The following is a 15,105-nucleotide window of genomic DNA, read 5'->3' as shown; positions in this document are numbered from 1 at the left end:
TTAGAACCATGCAAGTTAGAATCATGTGAACTTGAAATATTCTCGCTTGATGGACTTGCTAGGGTGGGATGCATGACGACGCCCTCGGAGCCGCACGCCATCGCCGAGCGGGAGCTGTGTGGTCTGGTGACCGGGCTGGCCCAGCAGATCGCCGTCCACGTGCGTGAACGCGCCGTCACTCTGAACCTCACCGCGGCCCAGGCGACCGCGTTGCGGGAGATGACTGGGCCGATGACCATGCGAGAGCTCGCCCAACGCATGACCTGCGAGCCGTCCAACGCCACCTTCGTCGTCGACAAGCTGGAGAAGCAGGGCTTGGTCGAACGTCGTGCGCACCCCACCGATCGCCGCGCGAAGCAACTGGTCCTCACCGCGGAAGGCGGCGCCCTCCGGGAGCGGCTCCTCGATCTCCTCGCAGAGGGCTCACCGCTGGCCGGCCTCGGCCCTGAACAGCAGCGCGTTCTTCAGGGTCTGCTTGAGCAGGCAATGGTGCGCCCGTAACCGAGGACGGCAAGGCAACGGTCACTCCGCCGGTTCAGGGCTGCTGCGCCGGCCGGCGTTGAAGCGTGCCTTCTTCTGGCGGTTCCCGCACGTGTTCATGTCGCACCACCTGCGGGTGCGGCTGCGGCTGGTGTCGAAGAAGGCGGCTCGGCAGGTCGGTGACGCGCACAGGGCCAGCCTTCCGTCCCGCTCGCCCGAGACCACGCTGATCGCGTCGGCGGCGATCACGCCGAGGGCGTCTTCCACGGGGGAGGTGGGGTCGAGCCGCCAGTGCCGCTTGCCCTCGGGCGTCAGTACGGCCGCGGCCCGCCCCTGGGTGCTGCGGTCGTTGATCACGCGGACGGCGGCCGCGGGGAGGGTGTCCTGGAGCGCGGCCGCCGTCGCGACGGCGTGGATCGACTCCCTCAGTTCCCGGGCGAGGTCGAGCTGGGCGGTGGTGCAGGAGTCCACGGCGAGGCCGTACACGGCCAGCCAGTCGACGAGCCGGTGCGGCACGGGAATCCGCTCCACGGCGTCGCCGTGACGCTCCGACAGGGTCCCCGTGAAGCTGGTCGCCAGCACCGAACCGAGGCGGAAATCAGGGAAGTCGGCACGCATGGAACCACCATAGCCGGTTGCGGTGTGGCTCGGACGCCTGCTAGAACCGTCATAGCCGGTTCCGCGAACCAGGAGGTCTCATGTCCGGTCCAGTCAGTGACGTGCAAGCATTCGAATCCCGCGCAACCGACGCCGACCTCGACGATCTGCGCGCGCGGCTGGCCGCGGCGCGGCTGCCGGAGGCCGAGACGGTCCTCGGCGCCGGGCCCGGCTCCCGCCGATGGGAGCAGGGGGTTCCGCTCGCCGACCTCGTCGATGTCGTGAACTACTGGCGCACCGGGTACGACTGGCGTTCGTTCGAAGCGCGCCTCGACCGGATCGGCCAGTTCCGTACGACCGTCGACGGTCTGGGTATCCACTTCCTGCACCGCCGGTCCGCGCGCGCGGACGCCACTCCGCTGATCATGACGCACGGCTGGCCGGGGAGCGTCGCCGAGTTCACCGACGTGGTGGAGGAGCTGGCGGATCCGAAGGACGCGGACGCGCCGGCGTTCCATGTCGTGGCGCCGTCGCTGCCGGGCTTCGGGTACAGCGACAAGCCCGCCGTCACCGGCTGGGGGACCGAGAAGATCGCGGCCGCATGGGTCGAGCTGATGGGGAGGCTCGGCTACGGCAGGTTCCTGGCCCACGGCGGCGACTGGGGAGGCAACATCACCACGGTCCTCGGCGGCAGGTTCCCGGCGCACGTTCTCGGTATCCACACGACGTTCGCGGAGGCGCCGCCCGGGTTGACGACGGATGGGCTGACGGCGGTCGAGCGCCGGTGGACCGAGGAGACCCGCGACTTCTGGCAGCGCCGCGCGGCGTACGCCAAGCAGCAGGCGACCCGGCCGCAGACCATCGGCTACTCGCTCGTCGACTCACCGGTCGGGCTCCTCGCCTGGATCCTCGACAAGTTCGCCGACTGGTCGGATACCGAGGACAGCCCGTTCGAGAGGATCTCCAGGGACCGCATTCTGGACGACGTCACCCTGTACTGGCTGACGCGGACCGGTGCGTCGGCGGCCCGCATCTACTACGAGAGCCACAACTCACTCGACCCCGGCCTCCGGGTGGACGTCCCCTCTGCCATCACCATGTACCCGCGCGACATCGAGAAGAGCCCGCGCCCCTGGGCGCAGGAGAGGTACCGCCGGATCGTCCGCTGGAGGTCACCCGAAGCCGGGGGGCATTTCCCGTCGCTGGAGGTCCCCCGGTATTTCGTCGAAGACCTGCGCGAGGGCCTCGCGGCAGTGCTGGCCGCTCGGGAGATTGCATAGAACGCAGCAGATTGCATAAACGTGCAGCGTTACGTATAGTCATGCCATCACGGATGGAGGATGTCATGGCGGTACGTGCGGCGGTGGCCGGAGCGAGTGGGTACGCGGGCGGTGAGCTGCTGCGTCTGCTGCTCGCGCACCCCGAGGTCGAGATCGGCGCCCTGACCGGCAACTCCAACGCGGGACAGAAGCTCGGCGCCCTGCAGCCGCACCTGCCGCCGCTGGCCGGCCGGGTGCTGGAGCCGACGACGCCCGAGGTGCTCGCCGGGCACGACGTGGTGTTCCTCGCGCTGCCGCACGGCCAGTCCGCCGCCGTCGCCGAGCAGCTCGGCCCGGACGTACTGGTGATCGACATGGGCGCCGACTTCCGGCTGAAGGACGCCGCCGACTGGGAGAGGTTCTACGGCTCCCCGCACGCCGGCACCTGGCCCTACGGCCTTCCCGAACTGCCGGGTGCCCGCGCCGCGCTGGAGGGGTCCAAGCGTGTCGCGGTGCCCGGTTGCTACCCGACCGCCGTGTCCCTGGCGCTCTTCCCGGCCTACGCCGCCGCGCTCGCCGAGCCCGAGGCCGTGATCGTCGCCGCCTCCGGCACCTCCGGCGCGGGCAAGGCGGCCAAGCCGCACCTGCTGGGCAGCGAGGTCATGGGCTCCATGTCGCCGTACGGCGTCGGGGGCCTGCACCGGCACACCCCCGAGATGATCCAGAACCTCGGCGCGGTGGCGGGAGAGCCGGTCACCGTCTCCTTCACCCCGACCCTCGCGCCGATGCCCCGCGGCATCCTCGCCACCTGCACCGCCAAGGCCAGACCCGGGGTCACCGCCGAGTCCGTCCGCGCCGCCTACGAGAAGGCCTTCGCCGACGAACCCTTCGTGCACCTGCTGCCCGAGGGCCAGTGGCCGGCGACCGCGTCCGTCTACGGTTCCAACGCCGTTCAGATCCAGGTCGCGTACGACGCCGCCGCGGGCCGCATCATCGCGATCAGCGCCATCGACAACCTGGCCAAGGGCACCGCGGGCGGTGCCGTCCAGAGCATGAACCTCGCCCTCGGTCTCGACGAGACCACCGGACTGACGACGATCGGAGTCGCGCCGTGAGTGTGACGGCAGCAAAGGGATTCACGGCGGCGGGCATCGCCGCCGGGATCAAGGACAGCGGGAACCCCGACCTGGCCCTCGTGGTCAACAACGGCCCCCGACGCGCCGCCGCCGGTGTCTTCACCTCCAACCGCGTCAAGGCCGCGCCGGTGCTGTGGTCCGAGCAGGTGCTCAAGAGCGGGCAGCTGTCCGCCGTCGTCCTCAACTCCGGCGGAGCCAACGCCTGCACCGGCCCCAAGGGCTTCCAGGACACCCACGCGACCGCCGAGAAGGCCGCCGAGGTGCTGGGGACGGGTGCGGGCGAGGTCGCCGTCTGCTCCACGGGACTCATCGGCGTACTGCTGCCCATGGACAAGCTGCTCCCGGGCGTCGAGACCGCCGCCGGTCAGCTCTCCGAGCACGGCGGTGAGAAGGCCGCCATCGCCATCAAGACCACCGACACCGTCCACAAGACGTCCGTCGTCACCAAGGACGGCTGGACCGTCGGCGGCATGGCCAAGGGCGCCGGCATGCTCGCGCCGGGCCTCGCCACCATGCTCGTCGTGATCACCACCGACGCCGACCTGGAGGCCGACGCCCTCGACAGCGCGCTGCGCGCCGCCACCCGGGTCACCTTCGACCGCGTCGACTCCGACGGCTGCATGTCCACCAACGACACCGTGCTGCTGCTCGCCTCCGGCGCCTCCGGCGTCACCCCGGCCCACGACGACTTCGCAGAGGCCGTCCGTACCGTCTGCGACGACCTCGGTCAGCAGCTCATCCGGGACGCCGAGGGCGCCAGCAAGGACATCAAGGTCGAGGTCGTGAACGCCGCGACCGAGGACGACGCCGTCCAGGTGGGCCGCACCATCGCCCGCAACAACCTCCTCAAGTGCGCCATCCACGGCGAGGACCCCAACTGGGGCCGCGTGCTCTCCGCGATCGGCACCACCTCCGCCGCCTTCGAGCCCGACCGCCTCAACGTCGCCATCAACGGCGTCTGGGTCTGCAAGAACGGCGGCGTCGGCGAGGACCGCGAGCTGGTCGACATGCGCTACCGCGAGGTCCACATCGTCGCCGACCTCGCCGCCGGTGACGCCACCGCCACCATCTGGACCAACGACCTCACCGCCGACTACGTCCACGAGAACAGCGCGTACAGCTCATGAGTACGACCAGGAAGCACACCGCGCTCCCCAAGGCCCAGATCCTCATCGAGGCGCTGCCCTGGCTGACCCGGCACCACGGCAAGACGGTCGTCATCAAGTTCGGCGGCAACGCCATGGTGGACGAGGACCTGAAGGCCGCCTTCGCCCAGGACGTCGTCTTCCTGCGCCACGCCGGCCTCAAGCCGGTCGTCGTGCACGGCGGCGGCCCGCAGATCAGCAAGGCGCTCGACAAGGCCGGCATCGTCAGCGAGTTCAAGGCCGGCCTGCGCGTCACCACCGAGGACGCCATGGACGTCGTACGGATGGTGCTGGCCGGGCAGGTGCAGCGCGAGCTGGTCGGGCTGCTCAACCAGCACGGACCGCTCGCGGTCGGTCTCACCGGCGAGGACGCGCACACCATCACCGCCACCAAGCACCGGCCCGAGATCGACGGCGAGTCCGTCGACATCGGACGGGTCGGCGAGATCACCGAGATCGACACCGGCGCCATCGAGGCGCTGCTGGCCGACGGCCGCATCCCGGTCGTCTCCTCGATCGCCCGTTCCCAGGACGACGGACATGTCTACAACGTCAATGCTGATACGGCGGCTGCGGCACTCGCTGCGGCGCTCGGTGCCGAGACGCTCATGGTCCTCACCGACGTCGAGGGCCTGTACGAGGACTGGCCGCACTCCGACGAGGTGATCAGCCGCCTCACCGCCGCCCAGCTCGAGAAACTGCTGCCCGAGCTGTCCAGCGGCATGGTGCCGAAGATGGAGGGCTGCCTCCACGCCGTACGCAACGGCGTCACCACCGCCCGCGTCATCGACGGCCGGGTCCAGCACTCGATCCTGCTGGAGATCTTCACCGACGAGGGGATCGGCACGATGGTCGTGCCGGACGGACAGGGGGAGCCGTGAGCAACGCGGAGCTGACCGAGCGGTGGCAGGGCACGCTCATGAACAACTACGGCACGCCGCGCCTGCCGCTCGTGCGCGGAGAGGGCGCCCGGCTCTGGGACGCCGACGGCAAGGAGTACCTGGACTTCGTCGGCGGCATCGCGGTCAACGCGCTCGGCCACGCGCACCCGGCGGTGGTCGACGCGGTGAGCCGGCAGATCGCCTCCCTCGGCCACGTCTCCAACCTCTTCATCGCCGAGCCGCCCGTCGCCCTCGCCGAACGGCTGCTCCAGCACTTCGGCCGCGACGGCAAGGTCTACTTCTGCAACTCCGGCGCCGAGGCCAACGAGGGCGCCTTCAAGATCGGCCGGCTGACCGGGCGGCCACACATGGTCGCCACCGACGGCGGCTTCCACGGCCGCACGATGGGCGCCCTCGCCCTCACCGGCCAGCCCGGCAAGCAGGCGCCCTTCCTGCCGCTGCCCGGCGACGTCACACACGTGCCCTACGGCGACGCGCAGGCGCTGGCCGCCGCGGTCACCGAGGAGACGGCCCTGGTGATCATCGAGCCGGTCCAGGGCGAGAACGGCGTCGTCGTCCCGCCCCCCGGCTACCTGAAGGCCGCCCGCGCCATCACCGCCGCCACCGGCGCGCTGCTGGTGCTGGACGAGGTGCAGACCGGCGTCGGCCGGACCGGGCACTGGTTCGAGTACCAGGCGCACGAGGGCGTCCTGCCGGACGTCGTCACCCTCGCCAAGGGTCTGGGCGGCGGACTCCCGCTCGGCGCGACGGTCGCCTTCGGCCGCGCCGCCGAACTCCTCCAGCCCGGCCACCACGGCACCACCTTCGGCGGCAACCCCGTCGCCTGCGCCGCCGGACTCGCCGTCCTCGACACCATCGCGGACGAGGGACTGCTGGACAACGTCAAGCGGCAGAGCGAGAAGATCCGCGGCGGCGTCGAGGCGCTGGGCCACCCGTTGATCGACCGCGTCCGGGGCGCCGGCCTCCTCCTGGGTATCGTGCTCACCGAGCCGCTCGCACCCCGGGTGCAGCAGGCGGCTCAGGACGCCGGAATCCTGGTGAACGCGCCCGCACCCGATGTCGTACGGCTGATGCCGCCGCTGAACCTCGGCGACGACGCGGTGGACGCGTTCCTCGGGGCGCTGCCCGGCATCCTTGACCAGGCCCACGCGGCCGACGGGGACGGACGATCCGGAGAATGAGACGACGATGAGCCAGGCGCAGGAGCACGAGCAGACCGGTGGGCCTGCCGTACCGCAGACCCGCACCGCACGCCACCGCCGGATCGTGGACATCCTCAACCGGCAGGCCGTGCGCTCGCAGAGCCAGCTCGCGAAGCTGCTCGCCGACGACGGGCTGACCGTCACGCAGGCGACGCTCTCCCGGGACCTGGACGAGCTGAACGCGGTCAAGATCCGCAACAACGACGGCGACCTCATCTACGCGGTGCCCAGCGAGGGCGGTTTCCGCACCCCGCGGGCGCCGCTCGGGGAATCGGCGAAGGAGGAGCGGATGCGGCGGCTCTCCGCGGAGCTGCTGATCTCCGCGGAGGCGTCGGCGAACCTCGTGGTCCTGCGGACCCCTCCGGGAGCGGCGCAGTTCCTCGCCTCGGCGATCGACCAGGCGGAACTGCACGACATCCTGGGCACGATCGCGGGTGACGACACGCTGCTGCTGATCAGCAGGGAGCCGACGGGTGGGCAGGCGTTGGCGGACCATTTGCTGCGGTTGGCTCAGAACGGGGGGTGAGCGCGGCGGGGGCCGGTACCGGGGGCCGGGTGCGGGCGGTCGGTGGCTGGTCGCGCAGTTCCCCGCGCCCCTCGGGGGGTCGCAGTCACCCCAACCACCCCGCCAAACCCGCGGTGCACCGCACCCCACCCCCCGCCGTCACCAACAGCCCCTCCACTCCGTCCAGCGACTCCAGCCACCGCAACCCCTCCCGCGTCCCCATCGCGAACGCCGCCGTCGCCCAGCAGTCCGCCCACGTCAGCCGCGCCGCCACCACCGTCACCGACACCAGGTCGGTCACCGCGGGGCGCCCCGTGCGCGGGTCGACGATGTGCGCGCCCCGCTCCGCCGTGCCGGACGTCGCCACCGCCAGCTCGTCCGCCCCGGCCGCCGACACGACCGCCGCCAGCCCGCCCGGGCGCAGCGGGTCCGACACGCCCACCCGCCACGGCCGCCCCGCCCCCGGCGTCCCGAGCAACTGCGCGTCCCCGCCGCCGTTGACGCTCACCCCGCTCGCACCGGCCGCCGCGACCCGCCGGGCGGCGCACTCCACGGCCCAGCCCTTGACGATCCCCGTCGGATCGAGCCACCCCCGGTACGAGGGGCTGAACCAGCCGTCGCTCACCCGCTCCGCCTCCGCGGCCAGCTCCAGCACCTCGGCGACCTCGGGCACGCACTCCGCGAGAGTCGTCTCACCGCGCGCCAGCCGGGAGACCTCGCTGCCCTCCCGGTAGGTGCTGAACACCTCGTCGGCCCGCCGCAGTCCCGCCACCGCCTCGTCCAGCGCGGCCCGTACGGCCGTGGGTTCCCCGCCGCGGACGTCGAAGGAGAAGACGGTCCCCATTGTCTCCTCCACCCGACGTACCACGGCGGGAGCCTGTGCTGACTCGGCCACCGGATCAACCACCGGCCTGGTCCAGTGCGGACTGGAGCGACTGCTTGTATCCGGCGCTGGTGTAGGTGGCGCCGGAGACGGTGTCGATGTCGGCGTCGCCGGCGGTGATGGCGGCCTGGTTGAGTTGGGGTACGGCGTCGGCGGTGACCTGGTCGCTCTGTCCGCCCTTGGGGGCCTGTACGGCCTCCGCGCCGGTGATCTTCCCGCCGTTGACGGTGACCCGGACCTGCACGGGCCCGTACTGGGTCTGGGCGACGGCACCGGTGAGCGTCCGCGTGTCCGGGCCGCCGTCCGCCCCGGCCTTCACCTTGTCCAGTGCGGATTGCAGTGACTGCTTGTATCCGGCGCTGGTGTAGGTGGCGCCGGAGACGGTGTCGATGTCGGCGTCGCCGGCGGTGATGGCGGCCTGGTTGAGTTGGGGTACGGCGTCGGCGGTGACCTGGTCGCTCTGTCCGCCCTTGGGCGCCTGCACGGCCTCCGCGCCCGTGATCTTTCCGCCGCTCACCGTGAGCCGGACCTGCACGGGCCCGTACTGGGTACTGGCCGCGTCACCCGTCACCGTGCCGGCCCCGGCACCGCGCCCGCCCTGCGGCGACTGCGCGGCCACCGGCGGGGCCGCGCCGCCCGCCGCCGAGGCGGAGCCCGGGTCGGACGCCGGTTTCAGCGACAGCAGCAGCACGATCCCGGACACGGTGGCGGCACCGGCGAGCACGGCACGCCGGACGGGGTGGCTTTTCCTCATCTGTCCTGGACTCCTGATGTCCGTCGCTCACATCTCGAACGACTCGTGATGGATACGGCGGGCGGGGACTCCCGCGCCGCGCAGTGCCTCGTACACCGACTGGGCGAAGCCGGGCGGCCCGCACAGGAAGACGTCGTGACGCTCGACGTCCGGGATCTTGCGGCTCAGGGTCTCCGCCGAGATGTCGGGGCGCTCCCCGTCCGGGCTGTTGACCGCGTACATCAGCCGGGCGCCGCGCTCGTCGGCGATCCCGGCGAGCTCGTCCCACAGGGCCAGGTCCTGGGTGCTGTTGGCCCGGTAGAGCAGCGTGATGTCGCCGGACGCGCCGGGCAGCGTCTCGAACAGGGCCCGCATCGGCGTGATCCCGACCCCGCCCGCCACCAGCAGCACCTTGCCGCGGCTGCGGCGCTGGGCGGTCAGGGCGCCGTACGGGCCCTCCGCCCACACCCGGGTGCCGGGCTCCAGCTCGCGCAGCCGGGCGCTGTGGTCGCCGATGGCCTTCACAGTGATCCGCAGCATGTCCGGGCGCGGCGCCGCCGACAGCGAATACGGGTGGGAGCTGAACCGCATCCCCGGTGCCAGGAACCGCCAGCGGAAGAACTGCCCGGCCTCCGCGCCCATCCGGTGCAGCCGGCGCCCGCCGATCAGCACCGACACGATGCCGGGCGTCTCCTCGATCACCGCCTCGACCCGCATCCGGTGCCGCAGGTTGAGGCGCAGGGGAGTCAGGATGCGGTACCAGAGGACGAGCGCGGTCACCGCGCCGTACAGCGCGTACCAGACGGTCTTGGCGACCGGCTCGACGGCGAAGTCGTTGCCGGTGGTCAGCTGGTGCCAGAAGGTCAGGAACACCGCCGCGTAGGTGAGCAGGTGCACGTGGTACCAGGCGTCGTACGGGATGCGGCGGCGCACCGGGCCGGCGGACAGCAGGCCGATGAGGACCAGCAGGCCGGTGCCGATGGCGGCCTTGCCCATGTCCGGCAGCTGGTTGACCGAGTCGACGGTCTGCTGGACGACGTCGCCCAGTCCCTTGCCCGCCTGGGCGGCGTAGCCCCACATGATCAGGAAGACGTGGGCGAGGATGAGGCAGAGGGTGTAGCGGCCGGTCATGGCGTGCCAGCGGGCGACCCGGTCCGAGCCCACCCGCCGCTCCAGGGCGGGCACGCGCGCCATCTGGAGCACGACCAGCGCCATCAGGTACCCGGCGAGCAGCCCGGTGATCCGGCCCGCGTTCAGGATCATGCCGGTCCGGTCGGAGATGGCGGGCGTGTTGCGCCACCACAGCCACAACACGCCCGCCGCGCCCGCCCACACGGCGAGCAGCAGGGGGACGGCGGGGGAGCGGCGCGGGCGGATGCGCCGCATCGTCTGACGGCGGGCGGCACGGCCGCCGGCGAGCGTGGTGGTCACGGTTCCTCCGTGGGACTCGGCCCTTGGCCCACAGATACGCGCCGGGCCGGCCGAGCGTTCAGCGTTCGCCGGTCCCGTCGCCGCCGCTCAGTAGCGGTTGATCGCCGTGGCCCCGTCCCGGGTGCCGATGGCGATGTGCGGCCGCTGAGCCGGCTCGGCCCACCGCAGGATCCGCCGCATCGCCTCGCGCGGCACCGACACGCAGCCCGCCGTCGCCCCCCGCCCGTCGACGTGCAGGAAGATGCCCGCGCCGCGGCCGCGTACCGGGCGGTCGTAGTTGAAGCCGACGACCAGGGCGTGTGCGTACTGCGCCCGGTAGGTGATCAGGTGCTCGGCCTCGGTGGCGCGGCAGTCGGCGGGGCGGGGTTCGGTCCAGCGGTTGTAGGCGCGGGAGGCGTTGTCCTGGCACCACCAGGAGTCCTGGCGCACCGGGCGGTACCGGTACTCCGTCCCGCGCGGCGCGGGCTCGATGCCGAAGGCGTACGGGAGGTCGTACAGGCCGGTCGGGGTGGTGTTCGTGCCCTGCTCGCGCGTCGCCCCGTCGGTGAGGCCGCCCGCACCGAAGCGGGCGGGTGCGGAACCGGCCTTCACCCACCGGCCGCCCGCGCCACCTCTGCGGTCCCACCAGGTGACCCGGCCCTCGGTCGAACCGGTGCCGGGCGCGACGGCGGTGATCAGCTGGGTGCCGCCGCCGGTGTCCGCCATGCGCGCCGGCAGGGGCCGTGGACCGGACCCGCCGGGGGGCGCGGCACCGAGCACGAGGAGGGAGGCGGACAGCAGGACGGCGACGACACCGGGGCGCATGGCTCAGACGCTAGGGCCTGTCCGGCGGATCAGGCCGCAGGAAAGGGGCTGTGTCTGATCAACGCTGGTGAGCGGGGGCTGGTGCGTCCAGCTGCAAGGCGGAGGAGGGCGTCGACGCGGAGCGTCGGCAACCGACGACAACGCCGCAGATGGGCGTGCCAGCCCCCGCGTCTGCGGCCTGATCCGCCGGGCAGGCCCTAAGGCGGGGGCAGCGGCAACGGCAGCCCGGGAAGGCCGTCCATGCTCGTCGCGATGTACTCCTTCTTGGTGAAGTACGCGCTGAGCGAGGCGTCGTCCTCGCGCGCGAAACGCTTGCCGTGCAGATCCCGGTCCGACTCGTACGCCATGAAGGGGACGCCGTAGCCGCAGGTGTCCCGGACCAGTTCGGCGGTCACGACGATGACGGCGCGCAGCCCGTGCTCGCTCGGGTCGATGTCCGGGAAGTGGGTGAGCAGCTCCGGGAAGCGGGGGTCGTCGCGGAAGACCGGCTCGCCGCGGCCGTGCACCCGGACGATGTTCGGCGGCCCCTGGAAGGCGCACCACATCAGGGTGATCCGCCCGTTCTCGCGCAGGTGGGCGATGGTCTCGGCGTTGGAGCCGGCGAAGTCGAGGTAGGCCACGGTGAGTTCGTCGAGCACGGCGAAGCTGCCCGTGAGGCCCTTGGGGGAGAGGTTGACCGTGCCGTCGCCGGCCAGCGGCGCGGTGGCGGTGAAGAAGACGGGCTGAGCTTCTATGAAGGTGCGGAGTCTGCCGTCGATGCGTTCGTAAGTCTTTCCCATGTCTAACGATTATGAGGGTGCGGGGCGCGCTGTGTGTCGCCTACCTGCGAAATTGACGAAGCATGCAGAGTTCTGCATACTCATGCATAACACTGACCGTACGGTGAGGAGCGACCCAAGTGAGCAGCAACAGCGGTGACGTCCGGCTCTGGGGCGGCCGTTTCGCCGACGGTCCCGCCGAGGCGCTGGCGAAGCTGTCCGCGTCCGTCCACTTCGACTGGCGGCTCGCGCCCTACGACATCGCCGGCTCGCGTGCCCACGCGCGCGTGCTGCACAAGGCGGGGCTGCTCACCGAGGACGAGCTGACCCGGATGATCGCCGGGCTCGACCGGCTGGAGTCCGACGTCGCCGACGGCTCCTTCACCGGCACCATCGCCGACGAGGACGTCCACACCGCCCTGGAGCGCGGGCTGCTGGAGCGGCTCGGCCCCGACCTCGGCGGCAAGCTGCGTGCCGGCCGGTCCCGCAACGACCAGGTGGCCACCCTCTTCCGCATGTACCTGCGGGACCACGCCCGTACCGTCGGCGGCCTGATCGCGGACCTCCAGGACGCGCTGGTGGGCCTCGCCGAGGCCCACCCGGACGTGGCGATGCCCGGCCGCACCCACCTCCAGCACGCCCAGCCGGTGCTCTTCGCCCACCACGTCCTCGCCCACGTCCAGGCGCTCGGCCGGGACGCGGAGCGGCTGCGGCAGTGGGACGAGCGCACGGCCGTGTCGCCGTACGGCTCGGGAGCGCTCGCGGGCAGCAGCCTCGGCCTGGACCCGGAGGCAGTCGCCCAGGACCTGGGCTTCGAGCACGGCAGCGCGGGCAACTCCATCGACGGCACGGCCTCCCGCGACTTCGTCGCCGAGTTCGCCTTCATCACCGCGATGATCGGCGTCAACGTCTCCCGGATCGCCGAGGAGATCATCATCTGGAACACGAAGGAGTTCTCCTTCGTCACGCTGCACGACGCCTTCTCCACCGGCTCGTCGATCATGCCGCAGAAGAAGAACCCGGACATCGCCGAGCTGGCCCGCGGCAAGTCCGGCCGCCTCATCGGCAACCTCACCGGCCTGATGGCCACCCTCAAGGCCCTCCCCCTCGCGTACAACCGCGACCTCCAGGAGGACAAGGAGCCGGTCTTCGACTCCATCGACCAGTTGGAGATCCTGCTCCCGGCCTTCACCGGCATGATGGCCACCCTCACCGTGCACCGCGAGCGGATGGAGGAGCTGGCCCCGGCCGGCTTCTCGCTCGCCACCGACATCGCCGAGTGGCTGGTGCGGCAGGGCGTGCCGTTCCGCGTCGCCCACGAGGTGGCCGGCGAGTGCGTGAAGGTCGCCGAGGCCGAGGGCAAGGAGCTGGACGAGCTCACCGACGAGCAGTTCGCCAAGATCTCCGAGCACCTCACCCCGGAGGTCCGGCGCGTCCTCAACGTCCCGGGCGCCCTCGCCTCCCGCGACGGGCGCGGCGGTACGGCGCCCAGCGCGGTCGCCGTCCAGCTGGCCGAGGTGAAGGCGGACGTGGCGGCCCAGCACGCGTGGGCGAACGCCAAGAAGTAGCAGCCGGTGTGCCCGAAGGGCATCACGGTTACGTTGGTCAACAGCTCAGCAGCTGCAACAGCTTCAGCAGTCGACCGAACGGAGCCCGCGATGCCCTTCGCCCGCCTGGCCGCGGCGACCACCCCCACCTGCCACATCGGACTGGGTCTCGCCGCCGTCGGCCGCCCCGGCTACATCAACCTCGGCCGTGACCGGGACCTGCCGGCCGACCGCACCGTCGAAGCGATGCGCGAGCGCACCCACGACCTCCTGGACGCCGCCTACGCCCAGGGCGTCCGCTACTTCGACGCCGCCCGCTCCTACGGCCGCTCGGAGGAGTTCCTGGCCGGCTGGCTGAGGGACCGCCCCGACATCGACGACGTCGTCGTCGGCAGCAAGTGGGGCTACACCTACACGGCCGAGTGGTCCGCCGACGCCGACCAGCACGAGGTCAAGGACCACGGCGCCGCCACGTACGAGCGTCAGCGCGCCGAGACCGACGCCCTGCTCGGGGGCCGGCTCGACCTCTACCAGATCCACTCGCTCACCCCCGACAGCCCGGCCCTCACCGACAAGGACCTGCACGCGAAGCTGGCCGAGGCCGCCGCGCGGGGCGTCACCATCGGCTTCTCCACCAGCGGCCCCGCCCAGGCCGACGCCATCCGCGCGGCGCTCGCCGTGACCGTCGACGGCGAACCCCTCTTCCGCACCGTGCAGTCGACGTACAACATCCTGGAGACGTCCGCCGGGCCCGCGCTCGCCGAGGCGCACGACGCGGGGCTCACCGTGATCGTCAAGGAAGGCATGGCCAACGGCCGTCTCGCGGAGCCGCACGCGCCCTACGCACTGAAGGTCGTGGCGGAGGAGACGACCCTGGGCTGCGACGCGGTCGCCCTCGCACTGGTCCTGCGCCAGCCCTGGGCCGGCGTCGTCCTCTCCGGAGCCGCGACGGTGAACCAGCTCGGCTCCAACCTGCACGCCGCCGTGGTCGACCTGGACGACGACCAGGTGGCCCGCCTCGACGCGCTCGTCGAGGACCCGCGCGCCTACTGGGAGCGGCGCGGGCAGCTGCCCTGGCACTGAGCCTGACTCCGGCCGCGTGACTGACCCTGAGAGGTGAGTCACGTATGCCTCTGATGAGACAAAGATGTCTCATGTGGGTTATCGTTGTCTCATGGCCGTCGATCGTGAACAGGTACTGCGCAGCGCCGCGGCCCTGCTGACCCGGAAATCCACCGCGACCATGGACGAGGTCGCGCGGGCCGCCGGGCTCAGCCGGGCCACGCTGCACCGGCACTTCGCCGGACGCGACGCCCTCGTCCGGGCGCTGGAGGAGCTCGGCATCGCCGAGTGCGAGGCGGCCCTGGAAGCGGCCCGTCCGGACGAGGGGCCGGCGGCCGACGCGGTGCGCCGGCTCGTGCGCGGCATCGAGCCCTCCGCCGCCCTGCTCGCCTTCCTCTACACCGAGAACCAGCTGTTCGAGGGCGAGGAGCAGAACGAGGGCTGGGCGCGCATCGACGCCCGGCTCACCGACCTGTTCCGCCGGGGCCAGGAGAGCGGTGAGTTCCGCATCGACCTCACCCCGGCCTGGCTCACCGAGGCCCTGTACGGCCTGCTGGGCGCCGCCGCCTGGGCGGTGGCCGAGGGCCGCGTGGCCCGCAACGACTTCAACCACATGATCGTCGAGCTGCTGCTCGGCGGCGCGCTTCGGAGAGAGTGAACC

General features: G+C 71.8%; 16 protein-coding genes. 10 read left to right on the top strand and 6 right to left on the bottom strand.

From position 1 onward, the window contains the following. Window positions 1-72 precede the first annotated feature (72 nt). On the top strand, window positions 73-501 hold the full coding sequence (locus AMK11_RS28170; RefSeq protein WP_073730889.1) for a MarR family winged helix-turn-helix transcriptional regulator: 429 nt from the start codon (window positions 73-75) through the stop codon (window positions 499-501). A 21-nt stretch (window positions 502-522) separates the two neighbouring features. Here the strand turns inward: AMK11_RS28170 and AMK11_RS28165 are convergent, their stop codons facing one another. Next, window positions 523-1,098: a CGNR zinc finger domain-containing protein gene (locus tag AMK11_RS28165; RefSeq protein WP_073730888.1), complete on the bottom strand. Its 576-nt coding sequence runs from the start codon at window positions 1,096-1,098 to the stop codon at window positions 523-525. Window positions 1,099-1,178: 80 nt separating this feature from the next. On the opposite strand from AMK11_RS28165, the gene AMK11_RS28160 reads away from it, so the two are divergent. The 6 genes from AMK11_RS28160 to AMK11_RS28135 all read left to right on the top strand — a co-directional run bounded on the left by AMK11_RS28160 (window position 1,179) and on the right by AMK11_RS28135 (window position 7,247). Continuing rightward, entirely contained in the window at window positions 1,179-2,357 is a 1,179-nt protein-coding gene (locus AMK11_RS28160) for an epoxide hydrolase family protein (protein WP_073730887.1), read from the top strand. 65 nt (window positions 2,358-2,422) lie between these two features. Next, window positions 2,423-3,451, top strand: coding sequence for an N-acetyl-gamma-glutamyl-phosphate reductase (gene argC, locus AMK11_RS28155; RefSeq protein ID WP_073730886.1), 1,029 nt, complete (start codon window positions 2,423-2,425; stop codon window positions 3,449-3,451). Next, window positions 3,448-4,599, top strand: a complete 1,152-nt coding sequence (gene argJ, locus AMK11_RS28150; RefSeq protein ID WP_073730885.1) for a bifunctional glutamate N-acetyltransferase/amino-acid acetyltransferase ArgJ — start codon at window positions 3,448-3,450, stop codon at window positions 4,597-4,599. The genes argC and argJ overlap by 4 nt, the downstream gene beginning before the upstream one ends. After that, window positions 4,596-5,498 (top strand): acetylglutamate kinase, encoded by a 903-nt coding sequence (gene argB / locus AMK11_RS28145; protein ID WP_073730884.1) that lies wholly within the window; start codon window positions 4,596-4,598, stop codon window positions 5,496-5,498. Before argJ ends, argB begins: the two co-directional genes overlap by 4 nt. Beyond that, window positions 5,495-6,700 (top strand): acetylornithine transaminase, encoded by a 1,206-nt coding sequence (locus AMK11_RS28140; RefSeq protein WP_073730883.1) that lies wholly within the window; start codon window positions 5,495-5,497, stop codon window positions 6,698-6,700. Before argB ends, AMK11_RS28140 begins: the two co-directional genes overlap by 4 nt. 7 nt (window positions 6,701-6,707) lie before the next feature. Next, on the top strand, window positions 6,708-7,247 hold the full coding sequence (locus tag AMK11_RS28135; RefSeq protein ID WP_073730882.1) for an arginine repressor: 540 nt from the start codon (window positions 6,708-6,710) through the stop codon (window positions 7,245-7,247). 85 nt (window positions 7,248-7,332) lie between these two features. Here the strand turns inward: AMK11_RS28135 and AMK11_RS28130 are convergent, their stop codons facing one another. The 5 genes from AMK11_RS28130 to AMK11_RS28105 form a co-directional block, all read right to left on the bottom strand. Next, the gene (locus AMK11_RS28130) at window positions 7,333-8,070 is read right to left on the bottom strand and encodes an FAD:protein FMN transferase (RefSeq protein ID WP_073730881.1); all 738 of its coding nucleotides are present in this window, start codon (window positions 8,068-8,070) and stop codon (window positions 7,333-7,335) included. Window positions 8,071-8,125: 55 nt separating this feature from the next. Next, window positions 8,126-8,863 carry an FMN-binding protein gene (locus tag AMK11_RS28125; protein WP_073730880.1) on the bottom strand — a complete coding sequence of 246 codons (738 nt, stop codon included), beginning with the start codon at window positions 8,861-8,863 and terminating at the stop codon, window positions 8,126-8,128. A gap of 27 nt (window positions 8,864-8,890) precedes the next feature. Beyond that, window positions 8,891-10,273 (bottom strand): ferredoxin reductase family protein, encoded by a 1,383-nt coding sequence (locus AMK11_RS28120; RefSeq protein WP_073730879.1) that lies wholly within the window; start codon window positions 10,271-10,273, stop codon window positions 8,891-8,893. Window positions 10,274-10,360: 87 nt separating this feature from the next. Next, window positions 10,361-11,077 (bottom strand): L,D-transpeptidase family protein, encoded by a 717-nt coding sequence (locus tag AMK11_RS28115; RefSeq protein WP_073730878.1) that lies wholly within the window; start codon window positions 11,075-11,077, stop codon window positions 10,361-10,363. Between the two features lie 197 nt (window positions 11,078-11,274). Next, a complete protein-coding gene (locus AMK11_RS28105; RefSeq protein WP_073730876.1) occupies window positions 11,275-11,856 on the bottom strand; it encodes a pyridoxamine 5'-phosphate oxidase family protein in 582 nt (193 codons plus the stop codon). A 119-nt stretch (window positions 11,857-11,975) separates the two neighbouring features. Between AMK11_RS28105 and argH the strand changes: the two genes are divergently transcribed. The 3 genes from argH (at window position 11,976) to AMK11_RS28090 (ending at window position 15,102) form a co-directional block, all read left to right on the top strand. After that, window positions 11,976-13,403, top strand: a complete 1,428-nt coding sequence (argH, locus tag AMK11_RS28100) for an argininosuccinate lyase (protein ID WP_073730875.1) — start codon at window positions 11,976-11,978, stop codon at window positions 13,401-13,403. A gap of 90 nt (window positions 13,404-13,493) precedes the next feature. Beyond that, window positions 13,494-14,465, top strand: a complete 972-nt coding sequence (locus AMK11_RS28095; RefSeq protein WP_073730874.1) for an aldo/keto reductase — start codon at window positions 13,494-13,496, stop codon at window positions 14,463-14,465. Window positions 14,466-14,556: 91 nt separating this feature from the next. Continuing rightward, entirely contained in the window at window positions 14,557-15,102 is a 546-nt protein-coding gene (locus tag AMK11_RS28090; protein WP_241847100.1) for a TetR/AcrR family transcriptional regulator, read from the top strand. Window positions 15,103-15,105: the final 3 nt, after the last annotated feature.

Source organism: Streptomyces sp. CB02414 (genome assembly GCF_001905385.1).
In the GTDB taxonomy this organism is placed as follows: domain Bacteria; phylum Actinomycetota; class Actinomycetes; order Streptomycetales; family Streptomycetaceae; genus Streptomyces.
This window is presented reverse-complemented; position numbering and strand designations above follow the sequence as displayed.

What these genes read in the sequence shown, in the direction of transcription:
- AMK11_RS28170 (WP_073730889.1), top strand. Translation starts at nt 73, where the DNA reads ATGACGACGCCCTCGGAGCCGCACGCCATCGCCGAGCGGGAGCTGTGT.
- AMK11_RS28165 (WP_073730888.1), bottom strand. Translation starts at nt 1,098, where the DNA reads ATGCGTGCCGACTTCCCTGATTTCCGCCTCGGTTCGGTGCTGGCGACC.
- AMK11_RS28160 (WP_073730887.1), top strand. Translation starts at nt 1,179, where the DNA reads ATGTCCGGTCCAGTCAGTGACGTGCAAGCATTCGAATCCCGCGCAACC.
- argC (WP_073730886.1), top strand. Translation starts at nt 2,423, where the DNA reads ATGGCGGTACGTGCGGCGGTGGCCGGAGCGAGTGGGTACGCGGGCGGT.
- argB (WP_073730884.1), top strand. Translation starts at nt 4,596, where the DNA reads ATGAGTACGACCAGGAAGCACACCGCGCTCCCCAAGGCCCAGATCCTC.
- AMK11_RS28135 (WP_073730882.1), top strand. Translation starts at nt 6,708, where the DNA reads ATGAGCCAGGCGCAGGAGCACGAGCAGACCGGTGGGCCTGCCGTACCG.
- AMK11_RS28130 (WP_073730881.1), bottom strand. Translation starts at nt 8,070, where the DNA reads ATGGGGACCGTCTTCTCCTTCGACGTCCGCGGCGGGGAACCCACGGCC.
- AMK11_RS28125 (WP_073730880.1), bottom strand. Translation starts at nt 8,863, where the DNA reads ATGAGGAAAAGCCACCCCGTCCGGCGTGCCGTGCTCGCCGGTGCCGCC.
- AMK11_RS28115 (WP_073730878.1), bottom strand. Translation starts at nt 11,077, where the DNA reads ATGCGCCCCGGTGTCGTCGCCGTCCTGCTGTCCGCCTCCCTCCTCGTG.
- AMK11_RS28105 (WP_073730876.1), bottom strand. Translation starts at nt 11,856, where the DNA reads ATGGGAAAGACTTACGAACGCATCGACGGCAGACTCCGCACCTTCATA.
- AMK11_RS28095 (WP_073730874.1), top strand. Translation starts at nt 13,494, where the DNA reads ATGCCCTTCGCCCGCCTGGCCGCGGCGACCACCCCCACCTGCCACATC.
- AMK11_RS28090 (WP_241847100.1), top strand. Translation starts at nt 14,557, where the DNA reads ATGGCCGTCGATCGTGAACAGGTACTGCGCAGCGCCGCGGCCCTGCTG.